Raw genomic sequence first — 24,202 nt, 5'->3', positions numbered from 1 at the left:
CCGGCCTCTGCCCCGTGACGAACCGGTATTTCATCTTGGTCATGCACTTTTCCTCGTTCTGGCGCACCTTGCCGTGTGCCGCCCTGGCCGCGTTGTGCGTGCTGACCACCTCGCCGTCCGCCGTGCGGGCCCAGGATGCCGCGGCGAGCGCCGCCTTGCGTTCCAGCCCAGCTGCTGCACCGTCACCTGTGGCTTCTCGCGCCAGCCAGCCCGCCCGGCAGTGGTTCAAGGCCCCGCGCGTCTATGGTCGACTCACCGTCCGCGAAGTCGGCCTGGTGATCAACCTGGACGACCCTTATTCGGTTCAGGTGGGGGAGTACTACGCGAAGGCCCGGAAGATCCCCGAAGATCAGATCCTGCGGGTGCGGCTCCCCGTGCGCGGTGAGCTGACGGTGGCGGAGTTCGACGCCTTCCGTCAGCAGGTCGATGCCTTCTTTGGCGAGCAGACCCAGGCGCTGGCGCTCGCCTGGCGCTTGCCGTATGCGGTGGGCTGCAACTCGCTGCCCGGTGCCCTGGCCCTGGGGTACGACGCCAAGCTGTGCAGCCAGACCTGCGCAGCCACTCGCCCGAGCCTCTACTTCGGCTCCGACACCACCCGGCCCTACACCGACTACCGGGTGCGCCTGAGCATGCTGCTCGCGTCACGCGACGTCAAAGGTGCAAAAGCCCTGATCGACCGCGGCGTGAAGGCCGACAACACGCTCGGCCTCAAAGGGGGCCCGACAGCCCACGTTCACTTCGTGACGACCTCTGACGCCATCCGCAGCCAGCGGCAGTTGCTGTTTCCGCCGGCGGGCAAGTTGCCGCAGGCGGGCGTCGAGGTCTTCCTCGACAAGACGGATGCCTTGCGCCATGCCGAGCGCGTGCTGGTGTACCTCACGGGCCGCACGCATGTCGACTGGCTCGACACCGTCGATTTCCTGCCCGGCGCGCTGGGTGATCACCTGACCTCGTTCGGTGGCGTACTGGACCGTCCGCACGGTCAGATGACCGTGCTGTCGTGGATCGACGCCGGCGTGACGGCCAGCTACGGCACCACGAGCGAGCCATGCGCGCACCTCCAGAAGTTCCCGAACCCCCAGGCCCTGGTGTTGTTCTACGCACAGGGCGCCACCGCCATCGAGGCTTACTGGAAGAGTGTGGCGTGGCCGCAGCAGGGGCTGTTTGTGGGCGAGCCGTTGGCCGCGCCGTTCTCGCGCGATGAGCCGTGAGCGGTTGGCTGGCTGACTCAGCTCAGCCAGCCCCAGCCGGCGCGCAGGGCGATCCAGCTCTTGCGCAGCGGCGTCAGCATGATGCGTTCGTGCAACACCCGATCGCCATGTGTGCGCACTTCGTCGATCAGTGCCAGATGCATGCGGGCCAGCGCCACCAGCGGACGCAGTGCCCGGCGGTCGGCGGCCGGTAGCGCCCGCACCAGGGCGAGCCCCTGCTGCAGCGCGTCAGCCGCCTGGGCATGCAGGGCCGCCAGCAACCCGGACCAGCCTGCAGGGGGCTGTGCGCCGGGCTTGGTCAGCTCGTGTGCCCGCACGGCGTGGGCCTGCAAGGTGTCGATCGGCACGTGCACCCAGCCGGCGCGGGCGTCCTGCCCGAGGCGAGCCAGTTGATGGGTCAGCCGCAAGCCGCGCCCGATCTGCCGGCCTGCCGCCCGTGTCGCGTCGGTGTCTGATGCGCCGAGTACCAGCGCCGCGCCTTCACACGCCCGGCCGGTGCTGCCGTCGATGTGTCGCAACATCGTCGCCTGATCGAGCCACCGCGTCTGTTGCAGCAGCCCGAGCAGCGCATCAATCTGTCCCAGCCAGAGGGACCAGTCCTGCAGGCCCCGGTCTTCAAGGGGCAGGGCCAGCCACGCTTTCAGCAGCGGGTGTTCGGCCTGGCCGTGTTGCGCGGCCCCGTGGACTTGCTGTTGCCACCAGCGAAGCTTGGTTTCGGCGACACCCGGATCGCTGACCGCATAAGGGATTGCGCTGACTTCGTGCCACCAGTTCAGCCATATGGCCGAGGCAGGGCGGCGGCGGACCGGAACGAGCGCGAGGGTGGCCGCCAGGCTGCTGCCCGGGCGGGGAAAGGGGGAGGAGGGCGCGATGGAAGGCATGGATCGGGGGCACAGGGTCGCGTATTGTCGCCAAAGGCTTGATTGACAGTGCCCTGTTTCCTTGCCAACATTACTGACTCGCGGGTCAGTTATTGACAGGGGTGCGGTTGCGCATCGCACTGGCCCGGCTGTTTCCCGAAGCAGCGTCGCGGCCCCGCCACCGCGCTCGCCATAACCACAACGCCAAGCACATGAGCTCTTCTCGCCGTTCCCGGCCGCGCCGTTCGCTGCGCCTGCCCTTTGTCCTTGCCGTGTCGGCGTTGTTGGCTGCCTGTGGCAAGCCGGCTGAGAGCCCCGCCCCGGTGCGATCGGTCCGCACGCTGGTGGTGGCAGAGACCGGTGGGCAGCTCGAACGCGAGTTTGCCGGCGAGGTGCGCGCGCGCACCGAGTCGCGCCTGGGCTTCCAGGTCGGCGGCAAGGTGGTGCGTCGCATGGTGGATTCTGGCCAGACCGTGCGCAAGGGGCAGCCCTTGGCGCAGCTCGACGCGCAGGACCTGCGCCTGAGTCAGGATGCCGCCCGGGCGGGTGTGGCGGCTGCCGAAGCGCAGGCCACTCAGGCCACGGCCGACTTGCGACGCTTCACCGACCTGAAGGCGCAGGGTTTCATCAGCCAGGCGCAGCTCGATCGCTACCAGGCCATGGCCACGGCCGCGGAGGCCAGCCTGCGCCAGGCGCGCGCCCAGGCTGGCGTGCAAGGCAATCAGGCGGGTTACGCCACCCTGGTGGCCGATGCCCCGGGCGTGATCACCGGTGTGGAGCTTGAGCCGGGCCAGGTGGTGAGCCCTGGCCTGCCCGTGCTGACGCTGGCGCATGACGGCCCCCGCGATGTGCTCTTCCATGTGCCAGAGGACATGGGCCCGACGCTGCGCGGCCTCCATGGACGCGCGGGCGGCGTGCAGGTGCGGCGCTGGGGGACCAGCGAGTGGGTGCCGGCCACCGTGCGCGAAGTGGCCGCTGCAGCAGACACCCTGACCCGCACCTACCTGGTCAAGGCCGATGTGGCCAGTGCCCGCGGCTTCGAGCTGGGGCAGACGGCCACCGTGCGCCTGATGGCCTCGGTGCGCGCCCAGGAAGGCGTGCGTGTGCCCTTGCAGGCCGTGGCCGAGCGTGAAGGCAAGTCGGTGGTCTGGGTGCTGGACGGCAACAGCATGACCGTCAAGCCGGTGCCCGTGGTGACCGCCGATGTCGTCGGCAACATGGTGCTGATCTCTCGCGGTGTGACGCCCGGGCAGGAACTGGTGACGGCTGGCGCCCATGTGCTGAGCCCGGGCCAGAAAGTGCGCCGCTACGAGGGCCGCATCGGTGTGTCGCAGCCGGCGGCATCGTCCGCGGCCCCGGCCGCTTCCCGCTCGTGATCGCCGGAGGCCTGTGGTGAGCATTCCCCCCCGCGATCCCGGCGCGTCGCGCCAGCGTTTCAATATTTCCCGCTGGGCGCTCGAGCACCCCGCGCTCACGCGCTACCTCATGGTCGTGCTGATGGTGCTGGGCCTGGTGTCGTACTTCCAGCTTGGTCAGGACGAAGACCCGCCCTTTGCCTTTCGCGTGATGGTGGTGCGGGCCTACTGGCCGGGCGCCACCGCACAGGAAGTCGCCCAGCAGGTCACCGACAAGATCGAGCGCACCCTGCAGGAGGTGCCCTACGCGGACAAGATCCAGTCCTACACCAAGCCCGGCGAGTCCTTCACGCTGATGCAGGTGAAGGACTCCTCGCCGCCCAAGGAGATTCCCAACCTCTGGTACCAGGTCCGCAAGAAGATCGGCGACATGCGGCACACACTGCCGCCCGGCGTGCTGGGCCCCTTCTTCAACGACGAGTTCGGGGACGTCTACGGCTCGATCTACGCCCTGTCGGCCGACGGTTTCACCGAAGAGGAACTGCGCCAGTTCGCCGACCAGACCCGTTCGCAACTGCTGCGCGTGCCCGGCGTGGCCAAAGTCGAACTGTTCGGCGTGCAGGCCGAGAAGGTCTTCATCGAGGTGCCGCAGCGGCGTCTGGCCGAGATGCGCATCAACATGCAGGAGCTGCTGGCTCAGCTCAACGCGCAGAACGGCGTGGAGGGCGCGGGCTTCTACGCCGGCGAGGCCGCCAACATCCAGATGCGGGTCAACGGGGCCTTCCGCTCGGTCGACGACCTGAGGGTCATGCCGATCCGTGTGATCGATCCGACCACGGGCCGTGCGCGCTCGCTCAAGCTGGGCGACATCGCCACCGTCCGCCGCGGCTATGAGAGCCCCCCGTCGACCCGGGTGCGCCATCAGGGCAAGAGCGTCATCGCGCTCGGTGTGTCCATGGCCAAGGGCGGCGACATCATCGCGCTGGGCAAGAACCTGACGGTCGCCACGGCGCGCATTCAGACCGAACTGCCCGTCGGCATCGAGATGACGCAGATCCAGAACCAGCCCCAGGCCGTGTCGACCTCGGTGGGCGAGTTCGTCAAGGTGCTGATCGAGGCCGTCGTCGTGGTGCTGGCCGTGAGCTTCGTCAGCCTGGGCCTGCACACGAAGCCACTCCGGCTCGATGTGTGGCCCGGCCTGGTGGTGGCCATCACCATCCCGCTGGTGCTCGCGGTCACCTTCCTCGTGATGTTCTACTGGGGCGTCGGCCTGCACAAGATCTCGCTGGGCGCGCTCATCATCGCGCTCGGCCTGCTGGTCGACGACGCCATCATTGCCGTCGAGATGATGGTGCACAAGCTCGAAGAGGGCTATGACAAGCTGACGGCGGCCACCGCGGCCTACGACATCACCGCCATGCCGATGCTGACCGGCACGCTGATCACCGCAGCCGGCTTCCTGCCCATCGGCATGGCGAACTCGTCGGTGGGCGAGTACACCTTCGCCATCTTCGCCGTCACGGCGGCGGCCCTGCTCATCTCCTGGGTGGTGTCCGTCTACTTCGTGCCCTACCTTGGGCAGTGGCTGCTGCGCACCCGTCCCAAGGTGTCGCGGGCAGAGGAGGGCAGCGCCGACCTGTATGCCGGGCCGTTCTACGTGCGCTTCCGCGCCCTGGTGAACGCCTGCGTGCGGCACCGCTGGATCACGATCGCCCTGACACTGCTCGCCCTGGCGCTCGGTTTCGTCGGCATGGGCAAGGTGCAGCAGCAGTTCTTCCCGGATTCCAGCCGCCCGGAGATCCTGGTCGACATCTGGCAGCCGGAAGGCAGCAGCATCGAGTCCACCGAAGCCATCGCCCGCCGCTTCGAGGCGCGGATGATGAAGGAGCCGGGTGTGCAGTCCGTGAGCACCTGGATCGGCTCTGGCCTGCCGCGCTTCTACCTGCCGATGGACCAGATCTTTCCGCAGAGCAACGTCAGCCAGGCCGTTGTGCTGCCAGTCGACATGGCGGCGCGCGAACGCCTGCGCCGGGACCTGCCCCGCCTGCTGGCCGAGGAGTTCCCCGAGGTTCGCGGACGCGTCAAGCTCCTCCCCAACGGCCCGCCGGTGCCGTATCCGGTGCAGTTCCGCATCGTCGGGGACGACGTCGTCACACTCCGCCGCCTGGCCGAGGAAGCGAAGACCCTGATGCGTGGCCACCCTGACATGCTGGGTGTCAACGACAACTGGAACGAATCCATCAAGGCCATGCGCCTGGAAGTCGACCAGGACAAGGCACGCGCCCTGGGCGTCACCACCCAGGCCATTGCGCAGGCCAGTCGCCTTCAGACCCTGGGCGTGACCGTCGGGCAGTACCGCGAGGGCGACCGTCTGATCGACATCGACGTGCGCTCGCCACAGTCCGAACGCCTGACGCTCGAGGCGCTCGACAACGCCTACGTCGCCACCGCCACAGGCCGCATGGTGCCGCTGCTGCAGGTTGCAAAACCCCACCTGGTGTGGGAGCCGGGCGTGCTGTGGCGCGAGGGCCGGCGCTTTGCCATCACCGTGCAGGGGGATGTGCGCGAAGGCATCCAGGGGCCGACCGTCAGCCAGGCCCTGTGGCCGAAGATGACGGATCTGCAGACCCGCATGCCGCCGGGCTACACCGTCCAGCTGGCTGGTACGGCGGAAGAAAGCAGCAAGGGGCAGGGCTCCATCCTGGCCCACGTGCCGGTGATGCTGTTCATCATCTTCACGCTGCTGATGCTGCAGCTGCAGAGCTTCTCGCGTGCGCTGCTGGTCTTCCTGACCGGGCCGATGGGCATTGCCGGTGTGGCCGGGGCCCTGCTCGTCCTGAACCGCCCGTTCGGCTTTGTGGCCCTGCTTGGCGTCATCGCCCTGATGGGCATGATCATGCGCAACTCGGTGATCCTGATCGACCAGATCGAGCAGGACCGTGCCTGCGGCGTGCCCGCCTGGGACGCCATCGTGGGCGCGGCCGTGCGGCGCTTCCGCCCGATCGTGCTGACGGCGGCCGCGGCCGTGCTCGCCATGATCCCGCTGAGCCGCAGCGCGTTCTGGGGGCCGATGGCCGTGGCCATCATGGGCGGGCTCATCGTGGCCACCGCGCTGACCCTGCTCGCACTGCCGGCGATGTATGCAGCCTGGTTCAGGGTGCGAGACCCCGGCACCGTGGCAAAAACCGGCACGGTCCCGCGCTAGAATCGCTGGTTCGGACCAAATCAGCCTGTCCGGCGGTCTGCGCCTGCGTTCCCGAAATCGGGGCGGGGCGTGACGGCTGGATGTTTTCAGGTCGATGCGCGGGTGGCGAAATTGGTAGACGCACCAGGTTTAGGTCCTGACGCCAGCAATGGTGTGGGGGTTCGAGTCCCCCCCCGCGCACCAGCCCTCATTCCTTCTTATTCATACTGAGAGATCAAACATGGCGATCACCGTGGAGACCCTCGACAAGCTGGAGCGCCGCATCACGCTGTCGCTGGCAGCCGATGCCCTTCAGAACGAAGTCGATGCCCGCCTGAAGAAGCTGGCTCGCACCGTCAAGGCCGACGGCTTCCGCCCCGGCAAGGTGCCGATGAACGTCGTGGCCCAGCGCTACGGCTATTCCGTTCAATACGAAGTGGTCAACGACCAGCTCGGCGAAGCCTTCGCCAAGGCCGCCCAGGAAGCGCAACTGCGCGTGGCTGGCCAGCCCCGCATCTCCGAAAAGGAAGGTGGCCCGGTCGACGGCCAGCTGCAATTCGATGCCACCTTCGAGGTCTATCCTGAAGTCGCCATCGGCGACCTCTCGGCCGTCGAGCTCGAGCGCGTGTCGGCTGAAGTCAACGAAGCCGCCATCGACCGCACCGTCGAGATCCTGCGCAAGCAGCGCCGCACCTTCGCACAGCGTCCGGCCACCGAAGGCGCTGCCGATGGCGACCGCGTGACCATTGACTTCGAAGGCAAGATCGACGGCGTGCCGTTCGAAGGCGGCAAGGCCGAAGGCTTCCAGTTCCTGGTCGGCGAAGGCCAGATGCTCGAAGCGTTCGAGAAGGCCGTGCGCGGCATGAAGACCGGCGAGTCCAAGACCTTCCCGCTGGCCTTCCCCGAGGACTACCATGGCAAGGACGTGGCCGGCAAGGAAGCCGACTTCCTCGTGACCGTCAAGAAGGTGGAAGCCCAGAACCTGCCCGAGATGACCGAAGAGTTCATCAAGAGCCTGGGCATCGCCGACGGCACCGTCGAGTCGCTGCGCGCCGACATCAAGAAGAACCTCGAGCGTGAAGTGAAGTTCCGCGTGCTGGCCCGCAACAAGGCGGCCGCCATGGAAGCCCTGCTGAAAGCCGTCGAGTTCGACCTGCCGAATTCGCTGGTGGCCGCTGAAAGCGACCGTCTGGTCGAAGGCGCCCGCGCCGACCTGAAGGCCCGCGGCATCAAGGACGCTGACAAGGCCCCGATCCCCGCCGAAATGTTCAAGCCCCAGGCCGAGCGCCGTGTGCGTCTTGGCCTGACGGTGGCCGAGCTGGTCAAGGCCAACAACCTGCAAGCCAAGCCCGAGCAGATCCAGGCTCACATCGAAGAGCTGGCCCAGAGCTACGAGCAGCCCGCCCAGGTCATCGCCTGGTACATGAGCGACCGCCAGCGCATGGCCGAAGTCGAGGCCGTGGTCATCGAGTCCAACGTGGCCGAGTTCATCTTCTCGAAGGCCAAGGTGGCTGACAAGGCCGTCGGCTTCGAAGAGCTGATGGGCCAGCAGGCCGGCGCCTGATCGCCCCAACCGGCGGCGCCCGCGTGGTGCCGCCTGCACGGTGTGCCCCGAAGGCACCTGCAATCCCGAGCGGAGGCAGGTGCCTTTTGTTTTGTGCAAACGTGACGCGTCGGTTGATGCAGCGTGGCCCGTCGGCAGCGGGGCTGTGCATGCAAACAACGGAAAGGGCGCCTGGGGGGCGGCTCGTTTTTTCCGTTGGCCGATGCAGCCTGCCGGCACGTCATAATGAATTCACAACTCATTTCCGGTTGCCCGTCAAGGGGTGGCCGTCACAAGAGGACGCACATGAGCGCACTGGACATCCAAAACCTGGGCATGGTGCCCATGGTGATCGAGCAATCGGGCCGTGGCGAGCGCGCCTATGACATCTACAGCCGCCTCCTGCGCGAGCGCGTGATCTTCCTGGTGGGGCCGGTCAACGACCAGAGCGCCAACCTGGTGGTGGCGCAGCTGCTTTTCCTGGAGAGCGAGAACCCCGACAAGGACATCTCGCTGTACATCAACTCGCCGGGCGGCAGCGTCAGCGCCGGCATGTCGATCTTCGACACGATGCAGTTCATCAAGCCAGACGTGTCCACCCTCTGCATGGGCATGGCGGCCTCCATGGGCGCCTTCCTGCTGGCTGCCGGCGCCAAGGGCAAGCGATTTGCCCTGCCCAACAGCAAGATCATGATCCACCAGCCGCTGGGCGGCGCCCAGGGTCAGGCCACCGACATCGAAATCCACGCCCGCGAGATCCTCAAGACCCGCGAACAACTCAACAAGATCCTGGCGGACCGCTCCGGTCAACCTCTGGAGAAGATCCAGAACGACACCGAGCGCGACTACTACATGTCCGCCAGCGAGGCCGCCACATACGGCCTCATCGACAAGGTCCTGGAAAAGCGTCAGTGATCCTCCGGGCCCGGCAGCAACGCCGGGCTGCCTCGTTTTGCGGGATGAAAAACCGCATCATGGCAGGGCAGTTCCACCCCATGGGCCCGGAATCATTTGACTTATCATCCTTGACATACCCCTTGCCGACTCCCTGACAGGCCTGCACCATGGCAGACAAAAAAGGCTCATCCAGCGAAAAAATCCTCTACTGCTCTTTCTGCGGAAAGAGTCAGCACGAGGTCAAGAAGCTCATTGCGGGCCCGTCGGTCTTCATCTGCGACGAGTGCATCGAGCTCTGTAACGACATCATCCGGGACGAAGTGGCGGCGGAGGCGGAGCAATCCCGTCCGGCGCGCAGCGACCTGCCCACCCCCCACGAGATCAAATCCAGCCTCGACCAGTACGTGATCGGGCAGGACACGGCCAAGCGCACCTTGTCCGTGGCGGTCTACAACCACTACAAGCGGCTCAAGCACATGGGCTCGGGCGAGGGCAAGAAGCCCGACGTCGAGCTGGCCAAGAGCAACATCCTGCTGATCGGCCCGACGGGCTCCGGCAAGACGCTGCTGGCCCAGACGCTGGCCCGCCTGCTGAACGTGCCCTTCGTGATCGCCGACGCCACCACGCTGACCGAGGCTGGCTACGTGGGTGAGGACGTCGAGAACATCATCCAGAAGCTGCTGCAGAACTGCAACTACGAGGTGGAGAAGGCCCAGCGCGGCATTGTCTACATCGACGAGATCGACAAGATCTCGCGCAAGTCCGACAACCCGTCCATCACGCGTGACGTGTCGGGCGAGGGCGTGCAGCAGGCGCTGCTGAAGCTGATCGAAGGCACGATGGCGTCGGTGCCCCCGCAGGGCGGCCGCAAGCACCCGAACCAGGACTTCCTGCAGATCGACACGACCAACATCCTGTTCATCTGCGGCGGTGCGTTCGATGGCCTCGAGAAGGTCATCCAGAACCGCTCGGTCAAGTCCGGCATCGGCTTCGGCGCCTCCGTGCAGAGCAAGGAAGAGCGCAAGGTCGGCGAGGTCTTCCGCGAGGTCGAACCCGAAGACATCATCAAGTTCGGCCTGATCCCCGAGTTGGTGGGCCGTCTGCCGGTGGTGGCCACCCTGGGCGAGCTGACCGAAGACGCGCTGGTTCAGATTCTGACCGAGCCGAAGAACGCGCTGATCAAGCAGTACCAGCATCTCCTGAACATGGACGGCGTCGAGCTGGAAATCCGCCCGGCTGCGCTGGCCGCGATCGCCCGCAAGGCACTGGCCCGCAAGACCGGGGCACGTGGTTTGCGATCCATTCTTGAACAGTCGCTGCTCGACACGATGTTCGAGCTGCCCAACATGGAGGGTGTGGAGAAAGTCGTCCTGGACGAGTCGACGATCGAAGAGAACGCCAAGCCCCTGCTTGTGTACCGGGAACAGGCCAAGGCCAGTGCCTGAGCGACGCACCCGAGGATCGCTCTGACGGGCACCGCAGGCAGCCGGCAGCACCCCCCAGTGCCAGGCGGTTGTCTCGGTGCCCTTGTGATTTGCAGATGAGGCCCCACGTGGACCCCATCAGAAAGTGAGCCCCTATGTCTGGACACCCCATTCTTCCCTCCGATCCGATCACGCTGCCGCTGTTGCCGCTGCGCGATGTCGTGGTCTTTCCGCACATGGTGATCCCGCTGTTCGTGGGGCGCCCGAAATCCATCAAAGCCCTTGAGGCTGCCATGGAAGCAGGACGGCAGATCATGCTGGTGGCGCAGAAGGCCGCCGGCAAGGACGAGCCGAAGGCGGAAGACATGTTCGACATCGGTTGCGTCTCCAGCATCCTGCAGATGCTGAAGCTGCCCGACGGCACCGTGAAGGTGCTGGTCGAAGGTGTGCAGCGTGCGAACACGAAGTCGATCTCTGACGAAGGCGAGTTCTTCACCGCCGAAGTGGTGCCGGTGCAGCCCGAGACCACGGTCACGCCCGAGGTGGAGGCCCTGCGCCGCGCCGTCACGCAGCAGTTCGACCAGTACGTCAAGCTCAACAAGAAGATCCCGCCCGAGATCCTCACCTCCATTTCCGGCATCGACGACGCCGGCCGTCTGGCCGACACCATCGCAGCCCACCTGCCGCTGAAGCTGGAGTCGAAGCAGGCCGTGCTCGACCTGTTCTCGATCTCGGCTCGCCTGGAAAAGCTGCTCGAGCAGCTCGAGCACGAGGTCGACATCCTTCAGGTCGAGAAGCGCATCCGTGGCCGCGTCAAGCGCCAGATGGAGAAGTCGCAGCGCGAGTACTACCTGAACGAGCAGGTCAAGGCCATCCAGAAGGAACTGGGTGAAGGCGAGGAGGGCGCGGACCTCGAGGAGCTGGCCAAGAAGGTCGAAGGCGCGCGCATGCCCAAGGAAGCGCGCAAGAAGGCCGAGGCCGAGCTCAAGAAGCTGCGCCTGATGTCGCCCATGTCGGCCGAAGCCACCGTGGTGCGCAACTACATCGACACGCTGGTCGGCCTGCCGTGGAGCAAGAAGTCCAAGGTCAAGCATGACCTGACGCTGGCCGAGCAGGTGCTCAATGAAGAGCACTATGGCCTGGACAAGGTCAAGGAACGCATCCTCGAGTATCTTGCTGTGCAGCAACGCGTCGACAAGGTGAAGGCACCCATCCTGTGCCTGGTCGGCCCTCCGGGCGTCGGCAAGACCTCGCTGGGTCAGTCCATTGCTCGCGCCACCGGACGCAAGTTCGTGCGCATGGCGCTGGGCGGTGTGCGTGACGAGGCCGAGATCCGCGGACACCGTCGCACCTACATCGGCTCGATGCCGGGCAAGGTGCTGCAGAGCCTGAGCAAGGTGGCCGTGCGCAACCCGCTGTTCCTGCTGGACGAGATCGACAAGCTAGGCATGGACTTCCGCGGCGACCCGTCCTCGGCGCTGCTGGAGGTGCTCGACCCCGAACAGAACCACACCTTTGGTGACCACTACATCGAGGTCGACTTCGACTTGTCCGATGTGATGTTCGTTGCCACGTCGAACTCGCTGAACATCCCGCCGGCGCTGCTGGACCGGATGGAAGTGATTCGCCTGGCCGGCTACACCGAAGACGAGAAGGTCCACATCGTGCAGACCTACCTGCTGCCCAAGCAGATCAAGAACAACGGCGTGAAGGACGGCGAGCTGGAGGTGGCGGAAAGCGCCATCCGCGGCATCATCCGTTACTACACCCGTGAGGCCGGTGTGCGTTCGCTCGAACGCGAGGTCTCCAAGATCTGCCGCAAGACCGTCAAGGGCTTTGCGCTGAAGCAGTACACCGACAAGGTCGTCGTCACCGACGAGAACCTGAACGACTTCCTGGGCGTGCGCAAGTACAGCTACGGCGAAGCCACGAAGGAGAACCAGGTCGGTCAGGTGGTCGGTCTGGCGTGGACGGAAGTGGGCGGCGATCTGCTGACCATCGAAGCCGCCATCATGCCGGGCAAGGGCAACATCATCCGCACCGGCCAGCTGGGCGACGTGATGAAGGAGTCGGTCGAGGCTGCGCGCTCTGTGGTGCGTTCACGCGCTCGTCGTCTGGGCATCAAGGACGAACTGTTCGAGAAGCGCGACATCCACATTCACGTGCCGGATGGCGCGACGCCGAAGGACGGTCCGTCCGCCGGTGCCGCCATGACGACGGCCTTCGTGTCGGCGCTCACGGGCATCCCGGTGCGTGCCGATGTGGCCATGACGGGCGAGATCACGCTGCGCGGCGAGGTCACGGCCATCGGTGGCTTGAAGGAGAAGCTCCTGGCGGCCCACCGTGGTGGCATCAAGACGGTGCTGATCCCGGAGGAGAACGTGAAGGACCTGGCCGAGATCCCGGAAAACGTGAAGAGCCAGATCGAGATCGTGCCGGTCAAGTGGATCGACAAGGTGCTGGAAGTGGCCCTGGAGCGTCAGCCGGAAGCCTTGCCTGAAGAAGAGGCGAAGGTGGACGCCAAGCCCGAGGCGCCGGCGGCGCCGCCGGCATCGTCCAGCGACGTGATGAAGCACTGACGGGGCCAGTCTCACGGCGGGAGTTGAAAAAACGCGACGCCGGCCGTGAGGCTTGAAAAGTGGTGTATAGTTCAAGTCTTCGCTGAGCACTGCACCAAACAGTGTTCAACGCAGCAAAGCAGGCCGCAAGGCCAGAGCATCTGCGTAAGGCGGAGACAATGCGGGAATAGCTCAGTTGGTAGAGCGCAACCTTGCCAAGGTTGAGGTCGCGAGTTCGAGTCTCGTTTCCCGCTCCAGATTTTCAGAAAAAGGAAGCCCGCAGCTTCCTTTTTTGTCAGACATGGCGCGGTAGCAAAGCGGTTATGCACCGGATTGCAAATCCGTGTAGGTCGGTTCGACTCCGGCCCGCGCCTCCAGAAGTTTGGCCGCCTGGGTCACCAAGCCCGGAAGGCATGCAGTTCATGCGGGAATAGCTCAGTTGGTAGAGCGCAACCTTGCCAAGGTTGAGGTCGCGAGTTCGAGTCTCGTTTCCCGCTCCAAGAGGAAAAGGGCGTTCACTTCGGTGAGCGCCCTTTTTTGCTTTTTGCCCCTCTGCTCGCTTTTTCTTCGCGGGGGGCAGGCCAGAGGGGTGGGCCGCTGGCGGGTACACTACGCACCGCTTCACGCTGCCGCCCGGGTGGTGAAATGGTAGACACCGGGGATTTAAAATCCCCTGCTTCGCGAGAGGCGTACCGGTTCGAGTCCGGTCCCGGGCACCAGGCATGCGTTCGACACGATGGCCGGGGTTGCATGAAGGCGACAGCGCATCCGATATGCACGGCATTCTTGTCAGAGCGCTGAAAAACGGTATAGAATTTAATTCTTCGCTGATCGCAGTAACAAAACGCGATACGAAAGCCGAGAGGTTTTACGCAAGGCGAAACACATGCGGGAATAGCTCAGTTGGTAGAGCGCAACCTTGCCAAGGTTGAGGTCGCGAGTTCGAGTCTCGTTTCCCGCTCCAATTCAAAAGGCAGCCCTCATAGGGCTGCCTTTTTTCTTTGGCTCGCCGTGAGCGAGCGTGTGGCTGCCGCGCTGCGGGCGCAAGGCGAGCCGCCCGGACCGGGCGGTGGGCAAAACAGGCGGCTTGAAGGCCTGCTATTTCCGCTCAGGTTCTTCCGGCCTGTCCCTACGATCAGGGGGCGCTTCAGTTTGGGCGCTTCTACCCATGATCGAACCCACCCTGCATCAAGAGCCGACCATGGACGACGACCCCCCGGTCGGCGCTCCTGATCAGGCTTCCGCAAAGGACGACCCGCTGGTCGGTGCCTTGCTGTGGATGTGTCGGCATCATGGTGTCGAGGCGTCCGAGAACGTCTTGCTCAAAGGGCAGGCGCTACGCGGGGCCCTTGAACCCCAGCAGGCGGTACTTGCACTGCGCCAGCTCGGTTTTGCCGCGTCGATCGTGCGGCGTCCGCCCAGCAAGATCTTGTCCTTGCTCATGCCGGTGGTGCTGCTGCTGTCGAATGGCGACGCGTGCATCGTGACCCGGCGCATTCCAGGGCGTCGCAAGGAATCGGCACGCTACGAACTGATCATGCCCGGCTCCGAGGGCGAACGGTGCCTGGCCACCGAGGAAGAACTGCTTTCCGAGTACTCGGGCTATGCCTTGATCGCGGCACCGAAAGCCGGCACGCGCAGTGCCGCAACGAGCACGGACCCGGAGGATCGCCCTCACTGGTTCTGGGGCACGATGCGGCGCTTCATTCCGTATTACCGTTCGTCCATGCTGGCGGCGTTCCTCAGCAACGTCCTGATGCTGTTCACGGGGCTGTTCACCTCGGTGGTGTACGACCGCGTGATCCCCACGCAGGCCTTCGTGACACTGTGGGCCCTGGCCATCGGCGTGCTGATCGCGATCGCCTTCGACATGGCGGCACGGCAGCTGCGGTCATATCTTATCGACATGGCGGGCAAGAAGGCAGACATTGCCCTCGGCTCGCTGATCTTCAACCAGTCGCTGGCTATTCGGCTCGAGAACAAGCCGGATTCCGCAGGGGCCTTCGCGCACCGGATCGCACAGATCGAGATCGTGCGGGACTTCTCGGCGTCGGCCACGATCTCTGCGGTGTCGGACATCCCCTTCATTCTGCTGTTCGTCGTTGTCACGTGGGTGGTGTGCGGGCCGCTGGTGCTCGTGTTGCTGATCGCGATCCCGCTGGTCACCGTCCTCGCATTGGGCATGCAGCACATCCTGCGCCGCTCGACGCGGGCCAACCTGAGGCAGCAGGCCGACCTCCATGGCGTGCTGATCGAAGCCATGGAAGGCCTGGAGGACGTACGTGCGTCCGGTGCTCAGGGACACTTCATTCAACGCTATGAGGAAGCGACCTCGCTGGCTGCCGCCTCCGCCTTGCGGACGCGCGTGGCCGCATCGTGGGTGAACAACTTCACCGCGGTGTCGCAGCAGCTCATCACGGTCGTCATGCTCACGTGGGGGGTGCACCTGATTGCCGACGGGCAGATCACCGGCGGCGCGCTGATTGCAGCCGTGATGTTCGGCGGGCGGGCGATGGCACCCTTGGGCAGCATCGTCAACCTGGCTTCGCGCTATCAGAGCGCCAAGGCGGCGTTGATGTCGCTGGACGACCTGATGCGCATGCCGACCGAAAGAGAGCTCGGCAAGCGTTATCTGGCGCGCCCCAGTCTGCTGGGGCAGATTGCCCTGCATGAGGTGCGATTCGCGTACCCGCAGGGTTCGCGCGCGCACAGCCCGATCGTGCTCAAGGGCATCAATCTCAACATCCAGCCGGGAGAGCGGGTCGCCCTGCTGGGCAAGATCGGCAGCGGCAAGTCCACCATTCTTCGCCTGATGGGGGGGCTCTATCAGCCGACGGAGGGCTTTGTCGAAGTCGACGGCCTCGACCTGCGTCAGATCGAGCCGGCAGATTTCCGGGCCAATGTCGGCTTTGTGCTTCAGGAGCCGCGCCTGTTCAACGGCACGTTGCGGGACAACGTCTTCCTCGGTCGCTCAACCGCTGATCCTGAGCTCTTTGCCGGGGTGGCCCGTCTGACCGGGCTGGATCGCATCGCCGCGGCGCATCCGCTGGGCTATGACATGCCGGTGGGGGAGATGGGCAGTCTGCTGTCAGGTGGACAACGCCAGTTGGTGGCCCTCGCCCGGTGTCTCATCACCAAGCCGAAGGTGCTGTTGATGGACGAGCCGACGAGCTCGATGGACGCGCAGGCGGAAGCCAATTTCATCCGACATCTCAAGGGTGCGGTTCAGAACCAGACCCTGATCGTGGTGACGCACCGGCCTGCCTTGCTGGACGTGGTCGACCGGGTGGTGGTGGTGGACAACGGCCGCATTCTGGCGGATGGGCCGAAGGCCGCCGTGCTGGCGGCGCTGGCGGGGCAGAAGCCGCCTGAGCCGGCGCGCCCGGCTGCTCCGGCTACGCCCCCACCTCAGGAGCGCCCGCCCATGGTTGCGGTGGGAGGGGCGTGATGCGGGGGCTGCGGCGCCGTCCCGCCCAGAATGGTCGGTTTTATCCGGGTGACGCCGAGTTCCTGGCCGGGCTGAAGGAGGCCGAGCTGGCGGAGGGAACGCCGCGCGCGGCCTGGGCGTTGTATCTGATGACGCTGATCGTGATGGCTGCGTTGGCCTGGGCAATGGTGGCGCGGGTGGACGAGGTCACCAAGGCCCAGGGCAGGGTGGTGCCGGAGGGGCGCGAGCAGATCATTGCCAGTCTCGAGGGCGGCATCCTGCGCTCGATGGCCGTCCGGGAGGGGATGCTGGTCGAGAAGGGCCAGGAGCTGCTTCAGCTGGACCCGACCCGGGTCGAAGCGCAGCAGAACGAGGGACTGGCCAAGTACCAGGCCTTGCGCGCCCAGCTGGCTCGCCTGCAGGCCGAAGCCAGCGGCAAGCCGCTCGTGTATCCCAAGGAGCTCGAGGGCGAAACCCTGCTGCGGGAGGCCGAGACCGAGGCCTACCAGGCCCGGAAGCAGGCATTGGAAGAGGCCGTGGGCATCACGCGTCGCAACCTTCAGTTGGCCCGACGCGAGTTGTCGATGGCCGATCTCATGGCCTCACGCGGTTTGATGTCGGATGTCGAGGTCATGCGGCTGCGTCGCCAGGTCAATGACATGGACCTGCAGATCTCCGAACGCATCAACCGGTTCCGACAGGAGGCGCGAACGGAGTTGGTGCGGGTGTCCAACGAGATGTCGCAGTTGCAGGAGCAGCTGGTGGTCAAACGCGATGTACTGCAGCGGACGACCCTTTATTCGCCTGTTCGAGGCATGGTGAAGAACATCAAACTCGGGACATTGGGCGGTGTGGTCCAAGGCGGAGCAACCATCATGGAGATCGTGCCGATCGGTCCTCGGGTGCTGGTGGAGGCGCGGATCAAGCCGGCCGACATCGGTTTCATCCGGGTCGGCCTGCCGGCAGAGATCAAGCTCTCGGCCTATGACTACTACACCTATGGCGGCCTGAAGGGGACGGTCGAGTACATCAGTCCTGATGCGCTCAAGGAAGACGCTGCTGCGGCTTCCGCGGACAACAGCTATTACCGCGCGTTGATCCGGACCGACTCGTCCACCTTGAAGGCCAAGGGCAAGGACCTGTCCGTGATCCCCGGCATGACCGCCGGCGTCGAGATCCGGACGGGCGAACGGTCGGTGCTGGATTTCCTGCTCAAGCCCGTCTTGAAATCGCAGGAAGCCTTCCGCGAGAGGTGAGAACATGAAACGACAGCGCTGGGCCCGATCTTCGACCTGGGTGGCGGTCGGCATGCTGGTGGGGCTTCACGCCTCGGCATGGTCCATGTGCAGTGAGGACCTGGGCAGCCTGACCAATGGCCGCTCGGCCCGTCCCGCAGCGCGGCCCACGGTGACGCTGGATGCGCCCGCTTCGGACCCGGTGCAGCAACTGTCTCCTACCGAGCAGCTGGCGAGCCTGGTCAAGGAGGCGGTGCTGCGCAGCAACCAGATCGGCGCCGCACGCCTGATTGCCGACGCATCGCTCGACGACGTGGTGGAGGCGCGCGGCGCGGAGTTGCCCAGGCTGACGGTCGGAGGCACGGTCGGGCAGCAGATGCAGGCCATCAATGGCGGCAACCGTGACGCGACCCTCAATGCCAGCGGCGGCTTCTCGTTGGGGGGCGTGCTGTGGGATGCGGGACGCACGGCGGCGCTGACGGCGTACCGCAAGGAACTGTCGAATGCCGCTCGGTTCAGCCTGCAGGCGGCGCAGGAGCAGGTGGCGCTGGAAACGATCTCTGCCGCGCTGGAGCGTGCGCGCTATCGCCAGCAGGCTCAGGTGTACCAGCAGTTCTCGCGCAAGATGGCCTGCCTGGTCGACGCCCTGACCCAGATCGTCGCAGAGGACCGCGGACGCGCCAGTGAGTTGGTGCAGGCCCGCAAGAGCCAGCTGCAGGCAGAGCTGTCGCGCGATGCCGCGATGGCGCAGGGCCGGCAAGCCGAGATCCGCTTGCGCAAGCTGGTCGGTGACCAGGTTGCCTTGGGAGAGGGTTATCCGGTTTCGCTGGTGCAGACGCCGAATCCGGACGAGGTTCGGCTGCTGATGCGGCGCGCAGGCGACGTCATGCAGATTCAGGCGCAGGCCGATGCCGGTGAGCGCTTTGCCAAGGCTGCCGAGGCGGCCACGCGACCCCAACTCAGTTGGGTGGCCAACAGCAGCTTGAGCAAGGTCGGCGACGTCAAGGCGGTCTCGGTGACCGCCGGGGTTTCGATCAGCCACACGCTGTTCGATGGGCGTGCCGCGGAGTCGGCGGCAGCGGCGGCGGCCAAGCGCGCCATGGCAACGCGGCAGCAGTACGAAGAGACGATCAAGCTGCGGCAGGCACGCATCACGGAGATCCATGATGTGGCCGAGACCTCGATGGACCGCGCCCGTCGCTATGTCGAAGTGCTCAAGGACAGTGAGCGGGTGCGCACGGCGACATTCCAGCAATGGTCCCAGCTGGGCAAGCGCTCGCTGTTCGATGTGATGTCGTCAGAAAGCGATCACTTCGGATTGCGCGTGGCCTACGTCAACGCCTTGTTCGATGGCTACCAGGCGAATGCCCAGCTGCGCTCGCTGGCGGGCGGGCTGACGGCGTGGTTGGGTGTCGGAGCGGTGCAGGCGAACTGACGCCAGCGCGGGACCGCACGTCGCGCATTGGCGTGGGGTCTCACCTGTCACCGAGGTGCGCATGCTGGCACCAGGCGGTTCAGCGCGGGAAGCGTGAGGTGTTCAGGGCGCGCCGCTCATGAGAGCGTGTCGATCGCTTGCACGATGGCGTCAGCGAGCAAGCCGTATCCGGAGTTCCGAGCAACGTCACGTTGCAGAGCCTGGATCAGCAAGGCCCGCTCTCTCGCCTTCTCGGGGCGAGCGAAGTAATCGGCCTTCTCCTTCAGCTCGGCCAGCGTCCGGTAGGACACCTCGGCGTGCAGAGGCGTCAGCTGCGAGAGGCCGTCGCGGGCATCGGTCAGGCAGAGTCCTCCGGACATGATGACGTCGTGAAACCGGTTGACCACCGCGTGATCGAACTGCAGGGATGAGATGTTGATGCTCACCCGGCTGCGGTTGAATATCTGCTGCACGGCTTCCTGGTCGTATACAGCCGGATGGTGATGGACGCTGTCGCGTTCGATCTGCAGGCTGCGAGCAACGTTGTGCAGGTAGGCGGGATCTCCCCCGAAGATGTCGATGCGGTCCAGACCGCACGCCTCGAAGACCCAGCCACGCAATGGCATGGTCTGCTTCGTCACTTCGTTGCGCAGCCACTGGGCCATGGCCAGTCTGAGGAGCGGCCTGTCGCTCTCGTGTCCGAGTCCGCTCAAGGCCTGATCCACACACGCCTTGACATTGGGTTCAAGCGGCATGGCAAAGTTGACCCGTCTTGCCGCGAGCATGTGCTCAATGGCGCTCTGATAGCGGGGGACGTCCGACAGCGGAGGGGCGTAGCTGCTGGGCACGACATGCCCAACGAAGCTGGCGTCGTATTCGAACTGATCGACACAAGGCTCTGCCGCCTGGATCTCACTCGCATGCGGGACGAGCGCGCCCCTGATGCCGGCCGTGGCCAGATCTGCGATGTTGTCGGCCTCGATGCACAGGTGAACCGCGCGCTGATTCACCCGCTGCCAGGCCTGCAGCTTGTTGAGCCCATCCAGGACCTTCAAGCCTCCCAGTATCGCGTCCTAGTGAACGAAGATGAGCCTGCCCGCGAACTTCTCGAAGGCGTACTCCGCGCTGCCCGCGGCCCTGCTTTGAATGAGATGGCTGGATGCGTTGGACACGAAGATCGCGTCTGCATTCTGCTGGCTCAGGAAGGCCAGGAAGGTCGAGCTGTCCATCGCATGGGGGTTGACCGCAAAGACCTGCATCCCCCGCTGGAGCAGCTCTGCCCCGATGGCGTGAGCGATTCTCCGGTAGATCGGGGTGCGGGACTCTTCGATGAAGACCGTGCGAGCGGCTCGGGACATGGGCGCGATGGATCCTGTTGATGAGGGCTCGGCGGGGTGTTCTCAGGCGGGCTCGTATCCGGGCGCCGGGGAAGACAGCAGCGGTGTCAGGCCGATGGCTTCTTGCCGCCCCAGTCCTGAACCTGCGCCACCGAACCGACGGTCAGGCGTTCGCCGAGCTTGTCGTGACCGGGGCGCTCGGCCTTGCGGATGGTGATGATGGAGTTTCGGAACTCGATCGACTCGATCCAGCCATCCAGGATGAAGGCCGGCGTCTGGTTGACGTCGAAGAAGGTGCGCAGGTAGTTCTGGACGCTCAGGGTGTCCTTCCAGAACTCGAAGCTGACGACATCGACCAGCTTCTTGAAGAAGGCGTATCCGCTGTAGTCGTTCAGGATGCCGCCGCCGTAGGCGTTCATGTACAGACAGTGCGCGTCTTCCACCACGTACAGGCCGCCCGGCTTGACGTGCGGGAAGTAGTTGATGAACGAATTGATGATGTCGGTGGACACGTGCGAGCCGTCGTCGATGACGACGTCGAACTGAGGGCACAGACCCAGGATCTTCTGGTAGGCCGGGGCGCTGTTGGCATCACCGACCACGACGCTGACGCGTGGGTCTTCGTAGCGCAGGGCTTCGCAGCTGGGGTCGATGTCGCAGCCGATGAACTGACGGGCTTGCGTGAAGTAGCTCGCCCAGGTCTCCAGCGAACCTCCGTTCTGAATGCCGATCTCCAGCATCGAGATGGGCGCCTCGCGCAGAGGGGCAAACAGGGCGTCGTAGTACGTCAGGTAGGAGGCCCACTTGTCGCTGACTTTCCCGGTCTTGCTCCGATGCAGCGCATCAATTGATCTGGACGCCATGTTCGCTCCGTCGTCGAAAGGTTGTGTGAATGCCGATTGTTGAACTTCCACAAACGGGTGGAAGTGAAAAAACTGCGTGCCTTGCACGGGTATTCCGCGCAATGGCGCCTTACACGGCTGCCGCGGTGGGTTCGTTCAGTGCATGAGCCAGGCTGGGTACCCGGCTGACCCAGAAGGCCGGGTCGTACTTCCACCAGGCGTGAGCGCCCATGGGCTCCCGCTGCCCGTTGACGTGGAAGTAGTGTGGGGGCTGCAACTCCATGGCGAAACAGGAGGCTTCGACTTCGCCTGGCATCACGAAGTCGAGCGACAGGGGCCCCAGCAAGCCGAAGAACAGGTCCTCGCTGGAACCGGTGTGGCGGAAGACCTCCAGGCTCTGTGGAAACTCCTGAAGCAGCGCCACGCACTTGTCGATGCGCCTCAGGCTCAGTCCGCCATTGCCGACCCGAGCACGAACCTTGCGCGCGTGCGGCCCGGCAAACCGGTCGGTGCTGACGAGGACCTCCATCCCTTCAGGCCAGGGCGCACCGATGTAGTCGTAGGGACGGGCCGCCCAGTGGTCCAGTGCATCGTGAAGCAGGAAGGCGTCCGTCTGCAGAATCAGGACGAAGTCATGGCCGGCGAATCCCCGGTAGAAGTCCGGGTCCAGCATCAAGAGGTTGTAGCCTTTGATGGAGCTGAAGAAGCGAGCCGGAAAGCGCATCACGGGCACGTCAGGGTAGCGCTCGGCATACCAGCCGGTGTCCATGCCTTCGGGGCCGATGAAGACGCAGGGGCGACCGGTGCTGCGGAGCACGGCCATCGACTGGTCGACCGAGGCCGTTTCCCGCCTGTCCAGCACGGGCCTGTAGATGGGGATGAGGACGAGCGTGTGCTGGGTCATGGTGGCGCGAGCTGTTCGATGGGATGTGGAGGCGACGCTCGTCAAGTCAGGCCGCGGCGCTCAGCGCATCGCGTGCGTCACCGAGTTGCTGCTGGCGCCACACGGCGATGTAGATGGCCTCGAGGTTCCGGCAGAACTGCTCGGTGTCGAACAGCGCGTGGGTGGCCTTGTTGCGCGCGAGTTGCTCTCGCAGGCGCTGCAGGCGCGGGCGGTCCGTGGCCAGCTCCACGGCCAGCGCCTCGTAGCCTGCTACATCGTGCGTGACCAGCTCCGGCATGCCGACGGCATGCAGGACGCTGCCGGCCACGCGAGAGGGGAAGGAGTGGCCCATGCGCGTGAGCACGGGCAAGCCGGCCATCAGCGCGTCCGCACAGGTGGTGTGCGCGTTGTAGGGGTGGGTGTCCAGGAACAGATCCGCCTGGCGGTAGCGCGCCAGGTGATCCTCGACCCGGGGAACGCGCTTGGCGAAGACGAGCCGTGATGCATCGATGCCGCGGGCTTGCGCTTCCTTGCGCAGATTGCCTTGCGCGATTTCGTTGCGAGACATGAGCCACAGCACGCTGTTGGGCACCTGTGCCAGCACGCGCATCCAGCTGTCGAAGACCTCCGGCGAGATCTTGTAGTCGTGGTTGAACGAGCAGAAGACAAAGGCGTCCTCGGGCAGGCCGCACTCGGCGCGGGTCGGGGTCTGCGCCGCGATCTCGACGCTGTTGTCGGTCGGCAGATAGGTGTCGGGCAGGTACAGCACCTTCTCGTCGTAGAAGCGCTGGTGCTCCGGCGGGATCACATGCCGGTCGGCAATGATGTAGTCCATGTCGGACATGCCCAGCGTGCCGGGGTAACCCAGGTAGTTGATGTGAACCGGGGCAGGGCGGTGGCAGAAGATGTCGGTGCGCGCATCGGAGGTGTAGCCGGCAAGGTCGATGGCGATGTCCACCTCCATCTCGCGCATCCTTTGAGCCACCTCGCGGGCGCTCATCCCTCTGGCGTCGATGAAGTGGTCGAACGCCTTCAGCATGCGGGCGCGGAGACGGCTGTTGTCGTCCACACCGATGGAGATGGCGATGGTCTCGAACCGGCTGTGATCATGGCGCTCGAAGATGCCGGCCATCAGGTGTCCGACCGGGTGTTCGCGGAGGTCTGGCGACACGTAGGCGATGCGGATCTTCTTGTGGCGATAGCGTTCGCCTCGCCAGTAGCGGGTGGAAGCAGGGCGGTAGCGTTGTTCCGCAAACAGGCGGGCACATTGCTGGTGGTCGCTCGCCTCGTCGGAGATGGCCATGAGCCCGAGTGACTTGCACGTGCGCTGTCCCGCCCGTAGGCCATCCAGGATGCGCTGTCGGAGCGGTGCATGGCCCTCCCAGTCGCACACCAGGAGCTGTTCGTAGCTGAGCAGGCCGAGCCCGTAGTCGTAGTCGGGATTGAGTGTCAGAAGGCGACGCAGGGTGGCGATGGCTTCGGCAGATTGCTTGAATTCGCCGAGGAGGATGGCGGTGTTGCCCAAGGCAGATTGATGGTCGGGCTGCACGGCGAGCACGGCCTGGAAGCGCTGCAGGGCGGCCGCATGCTGGTGCTTTTCTCGCAGCAGCGCACCGCTGTTGATCAGGGCCTCGGTGTAGTCGGGCTTCAATTCGATGGCGCGTTCGTAGCTGGCCAGCGCCCGCTCGCGCTCGCCCAGTGCCTGCAGAGCAAAGCCTTGTGCGCCCCACAGCGGCGCGAAGCCGGGGGTCGTCTGCAGTCCTTTTTCGAGCAAGGCCAGTGCGCCCGGCGGATCGGCACGCTGCATCAGGATGACGGCCAGCGAGTACAGCGCAATGGCATCGCCGGGGTAAAGCGCCAGGTAGTGCCTGAACATCTGCTCGGCCTCGTCGGTGTGACCGAGGCCCTGCTTCTCGACCGCTTTGAAGAGGTACTCACGGTCTTGCTGTGGGTCACCGCTCAAAGGCGTCTCGGTGGCAACAACGGCGGCATCACTCATGAACGGGGCTCCAGGAACACACGGGAAGGCATC

16 protein-coding genes and 6 tRNA genes are annotated in these 24,202 nt (G+C 65.2%); 16 read left to right on the top strand and 6 right to left on the bottom strand.

The annotated features are described in order from the left end of the window. Positions 1-41: 41 nt before the first annotated feature. Positions 42-1,211, top strand: coding sequence for a TIGR03790 family protein (locus tag DEH84_RS10220; protein WP_109038320.1), 1,170 nt, complete (start codon positions 42-44; stop codon positions 1,209-1,211). Positions 1,212-1,228: 17 nt separating this feature from the next. On the opposite strand, the gene DEH84_RS10215 is transcribed toward DEH84_RS10220, so the two are convergent. Continuing rightward, the gene (locus DEH84_RS10215; RefSeq protein ID WP_109036765.1) at positions 1,229-2,092 is read right to left on the bottom strand and encodes a phytoene/squalene synthase family protein; all 864 of its coding nucleotides are present in this window, start codon (positions 2,090-2,092) and stop codon (positions 1,229-1,231) included. Positions 2,093-2,283: 191 nt separating this feature from the next. On the opposite strand from DEH84_RS10215, the gene DEH84_RS10210 reads away from it, so the two are divergent. The 15 genes from DEH84_RS10210 to DEH84_RS10140 all read left to right on the top strand — a co-directional run bounded on the left by DEH84_RS10210 (position 2,284) and on the right by DEH84_RS10140 (position 19,129). Further along, the gene (locus DEH84_RS10210; RefSeq protein ID WP_109038319.1) at positions 2,284-3,447 is read left to right on the top strand and encodes an efflux RND transporter periplasmic adaptor subunit; all 1,164 of its coding nucleotides are present in this window, start codon (positions 2,284-2,286) and stop codon (positions 3,445-3,447) included. Positions 3,448-3,463: 16 nt separating this feature from the next. Next, positions 3,464-6,631 (top strand): efflux RND transporter permease subunit, encoded by a 3,168-nt coding sequence (locus tag DEH84_RS10205; RefSeq protein WP_281262551.1) that lies wholly within the window; start codon positions 3,464-3,466, stop codon positions 6,629-6,631. 96 nt (positions 6,632-6,727) lie between these two features. Further along, positions 6,728-6,814, top strand: a tRNA-Leu gene (locus DEH84_RS10200). A gap of 37 nt (positions 6,815-6,851) precedes the next feature. After that, the gene (gene tig, locus DEH84_RS10195) at positions 6,852-8,174 is read left to right on the top strand and encodes a trigger factor (RefSeq protein ID WP_109036763.1); all 1,323 of its coding nucleotides are present in this window, start codon (positions 6,852-6,854) and stop codon (positions 8,172-8,174) included. Positions 8,175-8,459: 285 nt separating this feature from the next. Further along, complete coding sequence (gene clpP / locus DEH84_RS10190) at positions 8,460-9,068, top strand: ATP-dependent Clp endopeptidase proteolytic subunit ClpP (protein ID WP_109036762.1); 609 nt, start codon at positions 8,460-8,462, stop codon at positions 9,066-9,068. Between the two features lie 149 nt (positions 9,069-9,217). Next, entirely contained in the window at positions 9,218-10,495 is a 1,278-nt protein-coding gene (gene clpX, locus DEH84_RS10185; RefSeq protein WP_109036761.1) for an ATP-dependent Clp protease ATP-binding subunit ClpX, read from the top strand. Between the two features lie 134 nt (positions 10,496-10,629). Beyond that, complete coding sequence (gene lon / locus DEH84_RS10180) at positions 10,630-13,053, top strand: endopeptidase La (protein ID WP_109036760.1); 2,424 nt, start codon at positions 10,630-10,632, stop codon at positions 13,051-13,053. 160 nt (positions 13,054-13,213) lie between these two features. After that, positions 13,214-13,289 (top strand) — tRNA-Gly (locus DEH84_RS10175). A 46-nt stretch (positions 13,290-13,335) separates the two neighbouring features. Beyond that, a tRNA-Cys gene (locus tag DEH84_RS10170) sits at positions 13,336-13,409 on the top strand. Between the two features lie 47 nt (positions 13,410-13,456). Then, positions 13,457-13,532, top strand: a tRNA-Gly gene (locus DEH84_RS10165). A gap of 131 nt (positions 13,533-13,663) precedes the next feature. Beyond that, a tRNA-Leu gene (locus tag DEH84_RS10160) sits at positions 13,664-13,751 on the top strand. Between the two features lie 169 nt (positions 13,752-13,920). Then, positions 13,921-13,996: transfer RNA gene (locus DEH84_RS10155), tRNA-Gly, on the top strand. Positions 13,997-14,053: 57 nt separating this feature from the next. After that, the gene (locus DEH84_RS10150) at positions 14,054-16,480 is read left to right on the top strand and encodes a type I secretion system permease/ATPase (protein ID WP_245932553.1); all 2,427 of its coding nucleotides are present in this window, start codon (positions 14,054-14,056) and stop codon (positions 16,478-16,480) included. Beyond that, complete coding sequence (locus DEH84_RS10145; protein ID WP_109036758.1) at positions 16,480-17,715, top strand: HlyD family type I secretion periplasmic adaptor subunit; 1,236 nt, start codon at positions 16,480-16,482, stop codon at positions 17,713-17,715. The genes DEH84_RS10150 and DEH84_RS10145 overlap by 1 nt, the downstream gene beginning before the upstream one ends. A gap of 4 nt (positions 17,716-17,719) precedes the next feature. Beyond that, positions 17,720-19,129 (top strand): TolC family protein, encoded by a 1,410-nt coding sequence (locus DEH84_RS10140; protein ID WP_109036757.1) that lies wholly within the window; start codon positions 17,720-17,722, stop codon positions 19,127-19,129. A 116-nt stretch (positions 19,130-19,245) separates the two neighbouring features. On the opposite strand, the gene DEH84_RS10135 is transcribed toward DEH84_RS10140, so the two are convergent. The 5 genes from DEH84_RS10135 to DEH84_RS10115 all read right to left on the bottom strand — a co-directional run bounded on the left by DEH84_RS10135 (position 19,246) and on the right by DEH84_RS10115 (position 24,169). Further along, positions 19,246-20,163 (bottom strand): glycosyltransferase family protein, encoded by a 918-nt coding sequence (locus DEH84_RS10135; RefSeq protein WP_109036756.1) that lies wholly within the window; start codon positions 20,161-20,163, stop codon positions 19,246-19,248. Positions 20,164-20,181: 18 nt separating this feature from the next. Continuing rightward, entirely contained in the window at positions 20,182-20,466 is a 285-nt protein-coding gene (locus tag DEH84_RS10130) for a hypothetical protein (RefSeq protein ID WP_109036755.1), read from the bottom strand. Positions 20,467-20,552: 86 nt separating this feature from the next. After that, positions 20,553-21,308 (bottom strand): class I SAM-dependent methyltransferase, encoded by a 756-nt coding sequence (locus DEH84_RS10125; protein WP_109036754.1) that lies wholly within the window; start codon positions 21,306-21,308, stop codon positions 20,553-20,555. Positions 21,309-21,417: 109 nt separating this feature from the next. Then, positions 21,418-22,191 carry a DUF5672 family protein gene (locus DEH84_RS10120; protein ID WP_109036753.1) on the bottom strand — a complete coding sequence of 258 codons (774 nt, stop codon included), beginning with the start codon at positions 22,189-22,191 and terminating at the stop codon, positions 21,418-21,420. Positions 22,192-22,237: 46 nt separating this feature from the next. Further along, on the bottom strand, positions 22,238-24,169 hold the full coding sequence (locus DEH84_RS10115) for an O-linked N-acetylglucosamine transferase, SPINDLY family protein (RefSeq protein ID WP_109036752.1): 1,932 nt from the start codon (positions 24,167-24,169) through the stop codon (positions 22,238-22,240). Positions 24,170-24,202 lie beyond the last annotated feature (33 nt).

It is taken from the genome of Aquabacterium olei (assembly GCF_003100395.1).
Classification (GTDB): Bacteria; Pseudomonadota; Gammaproteobacteria; order Burkholderiales; family Burkholderiaceae_C; genus Aquabacterium; species Aquabacterium olei.
Note: the sequence above shows the minus strand (reverse complement) of the source record. Positions and strands in the feature narration are given on the sequence as shown.

What these genes read in the sequence shown, in the direction of transcription:
- DEH84_RS10220 (WP_109038320.1), top strand. Translation starts at nt 42, where the DNA reads ATGCACTTTTCCTCGTTCTGGCGCACCTTGCCGTGTGCCGCCCTGGCC.
- DEH84_RS10215 (WP_109036765.1), bottom strand. Translation starts at nt 2,092, where the DNA reads ATGCCTTCCATCGCGCCCTCCTCCCCCTTTCCCCGCCCGGGCAGCAGC.
- DEH84_RS10210 (WP_109038319.1), top strand. Translation starts at nt 2,284, where the DNA reads ATGAGCTCTTCTCGCCGTTCCCGGCCGCGCCGTTCGCTGCGCCTGCCC.
- tig (WP_109036763.1), top strand. Translation starts at nt 6,852, where the DNA reads ATGGCGATCACCGTGGAGACCCTCGACAAGCTGGAGCGCCGCATCACG.
- clpP (WP_109036762.1), top strand. Translation starts at nt 8,460, where the DNA reads ATGAGCGCACTGGACATCCAAAACCTGGGCATGGTGCCCATGGTGATC.
- clpX (WP_109036761.1), top strand. Translation starts at nt 9,218, where the DNA reads ATGGCAGACAAAAAAGGCTCATCCAGCGAAAAAATCCTCTACTGCTCT.
- lon (WP_109036760.1), top strand. Translation starts at nt 10,630, where the DNA reads ATGTCTGGACACCCCATTCTTCCCTCCGATCCGATCACGCTGCCGCTG.
- DEH84_RS10145 (WP_109036758.1), top strand. Translation starts at nt 16,480, where the DNA reads ATGCGGGGGCTGCGGCGCCGTCCCGCCCAGAATGGTCGGTTTTATCCG.
- DEH84_RS10140 (WP_109036757.1), top strand. Translation starts at nt 17,720, where the DNA reads ATGAAACGACAGCGCTGGGCCCGATCTTCGACCTGGGTGGCGGTCGGC.
- DEH84_RS10130 (WP_109036755.1), bottom strand. Translation starts at nt 20,466, where the DNA reads ATGTCCCGAGCCGCTCGCACGGTCTTCATCGAAGAGTCCCGCACCCCG.
- DEH84_RS10125 (WP_109036754.1), bottom strand. Translation starts at nt 21,308, where the DNA reads ATGGCGTCCAGATCAATTGATGCGCTGCATCGGAGCAAGACCGGGAAA.
- DEH84_RS10120 (WP_109036753.1), bottom strand. Translation starts at nt 22,191, where the DNA reads ATGACCCAGCACACGCTCGTCCTCATCCCCATCTACAGGCCCGTGCTG.
- DEH84_RS10115 (WP_109036752.1), bottom strand. Translation starts at nt 24,169, where the DNA reads ATGAGTGATGCCGCCGTTGTTGCCACCGAGACGCCTTTGAGCGGTGAC.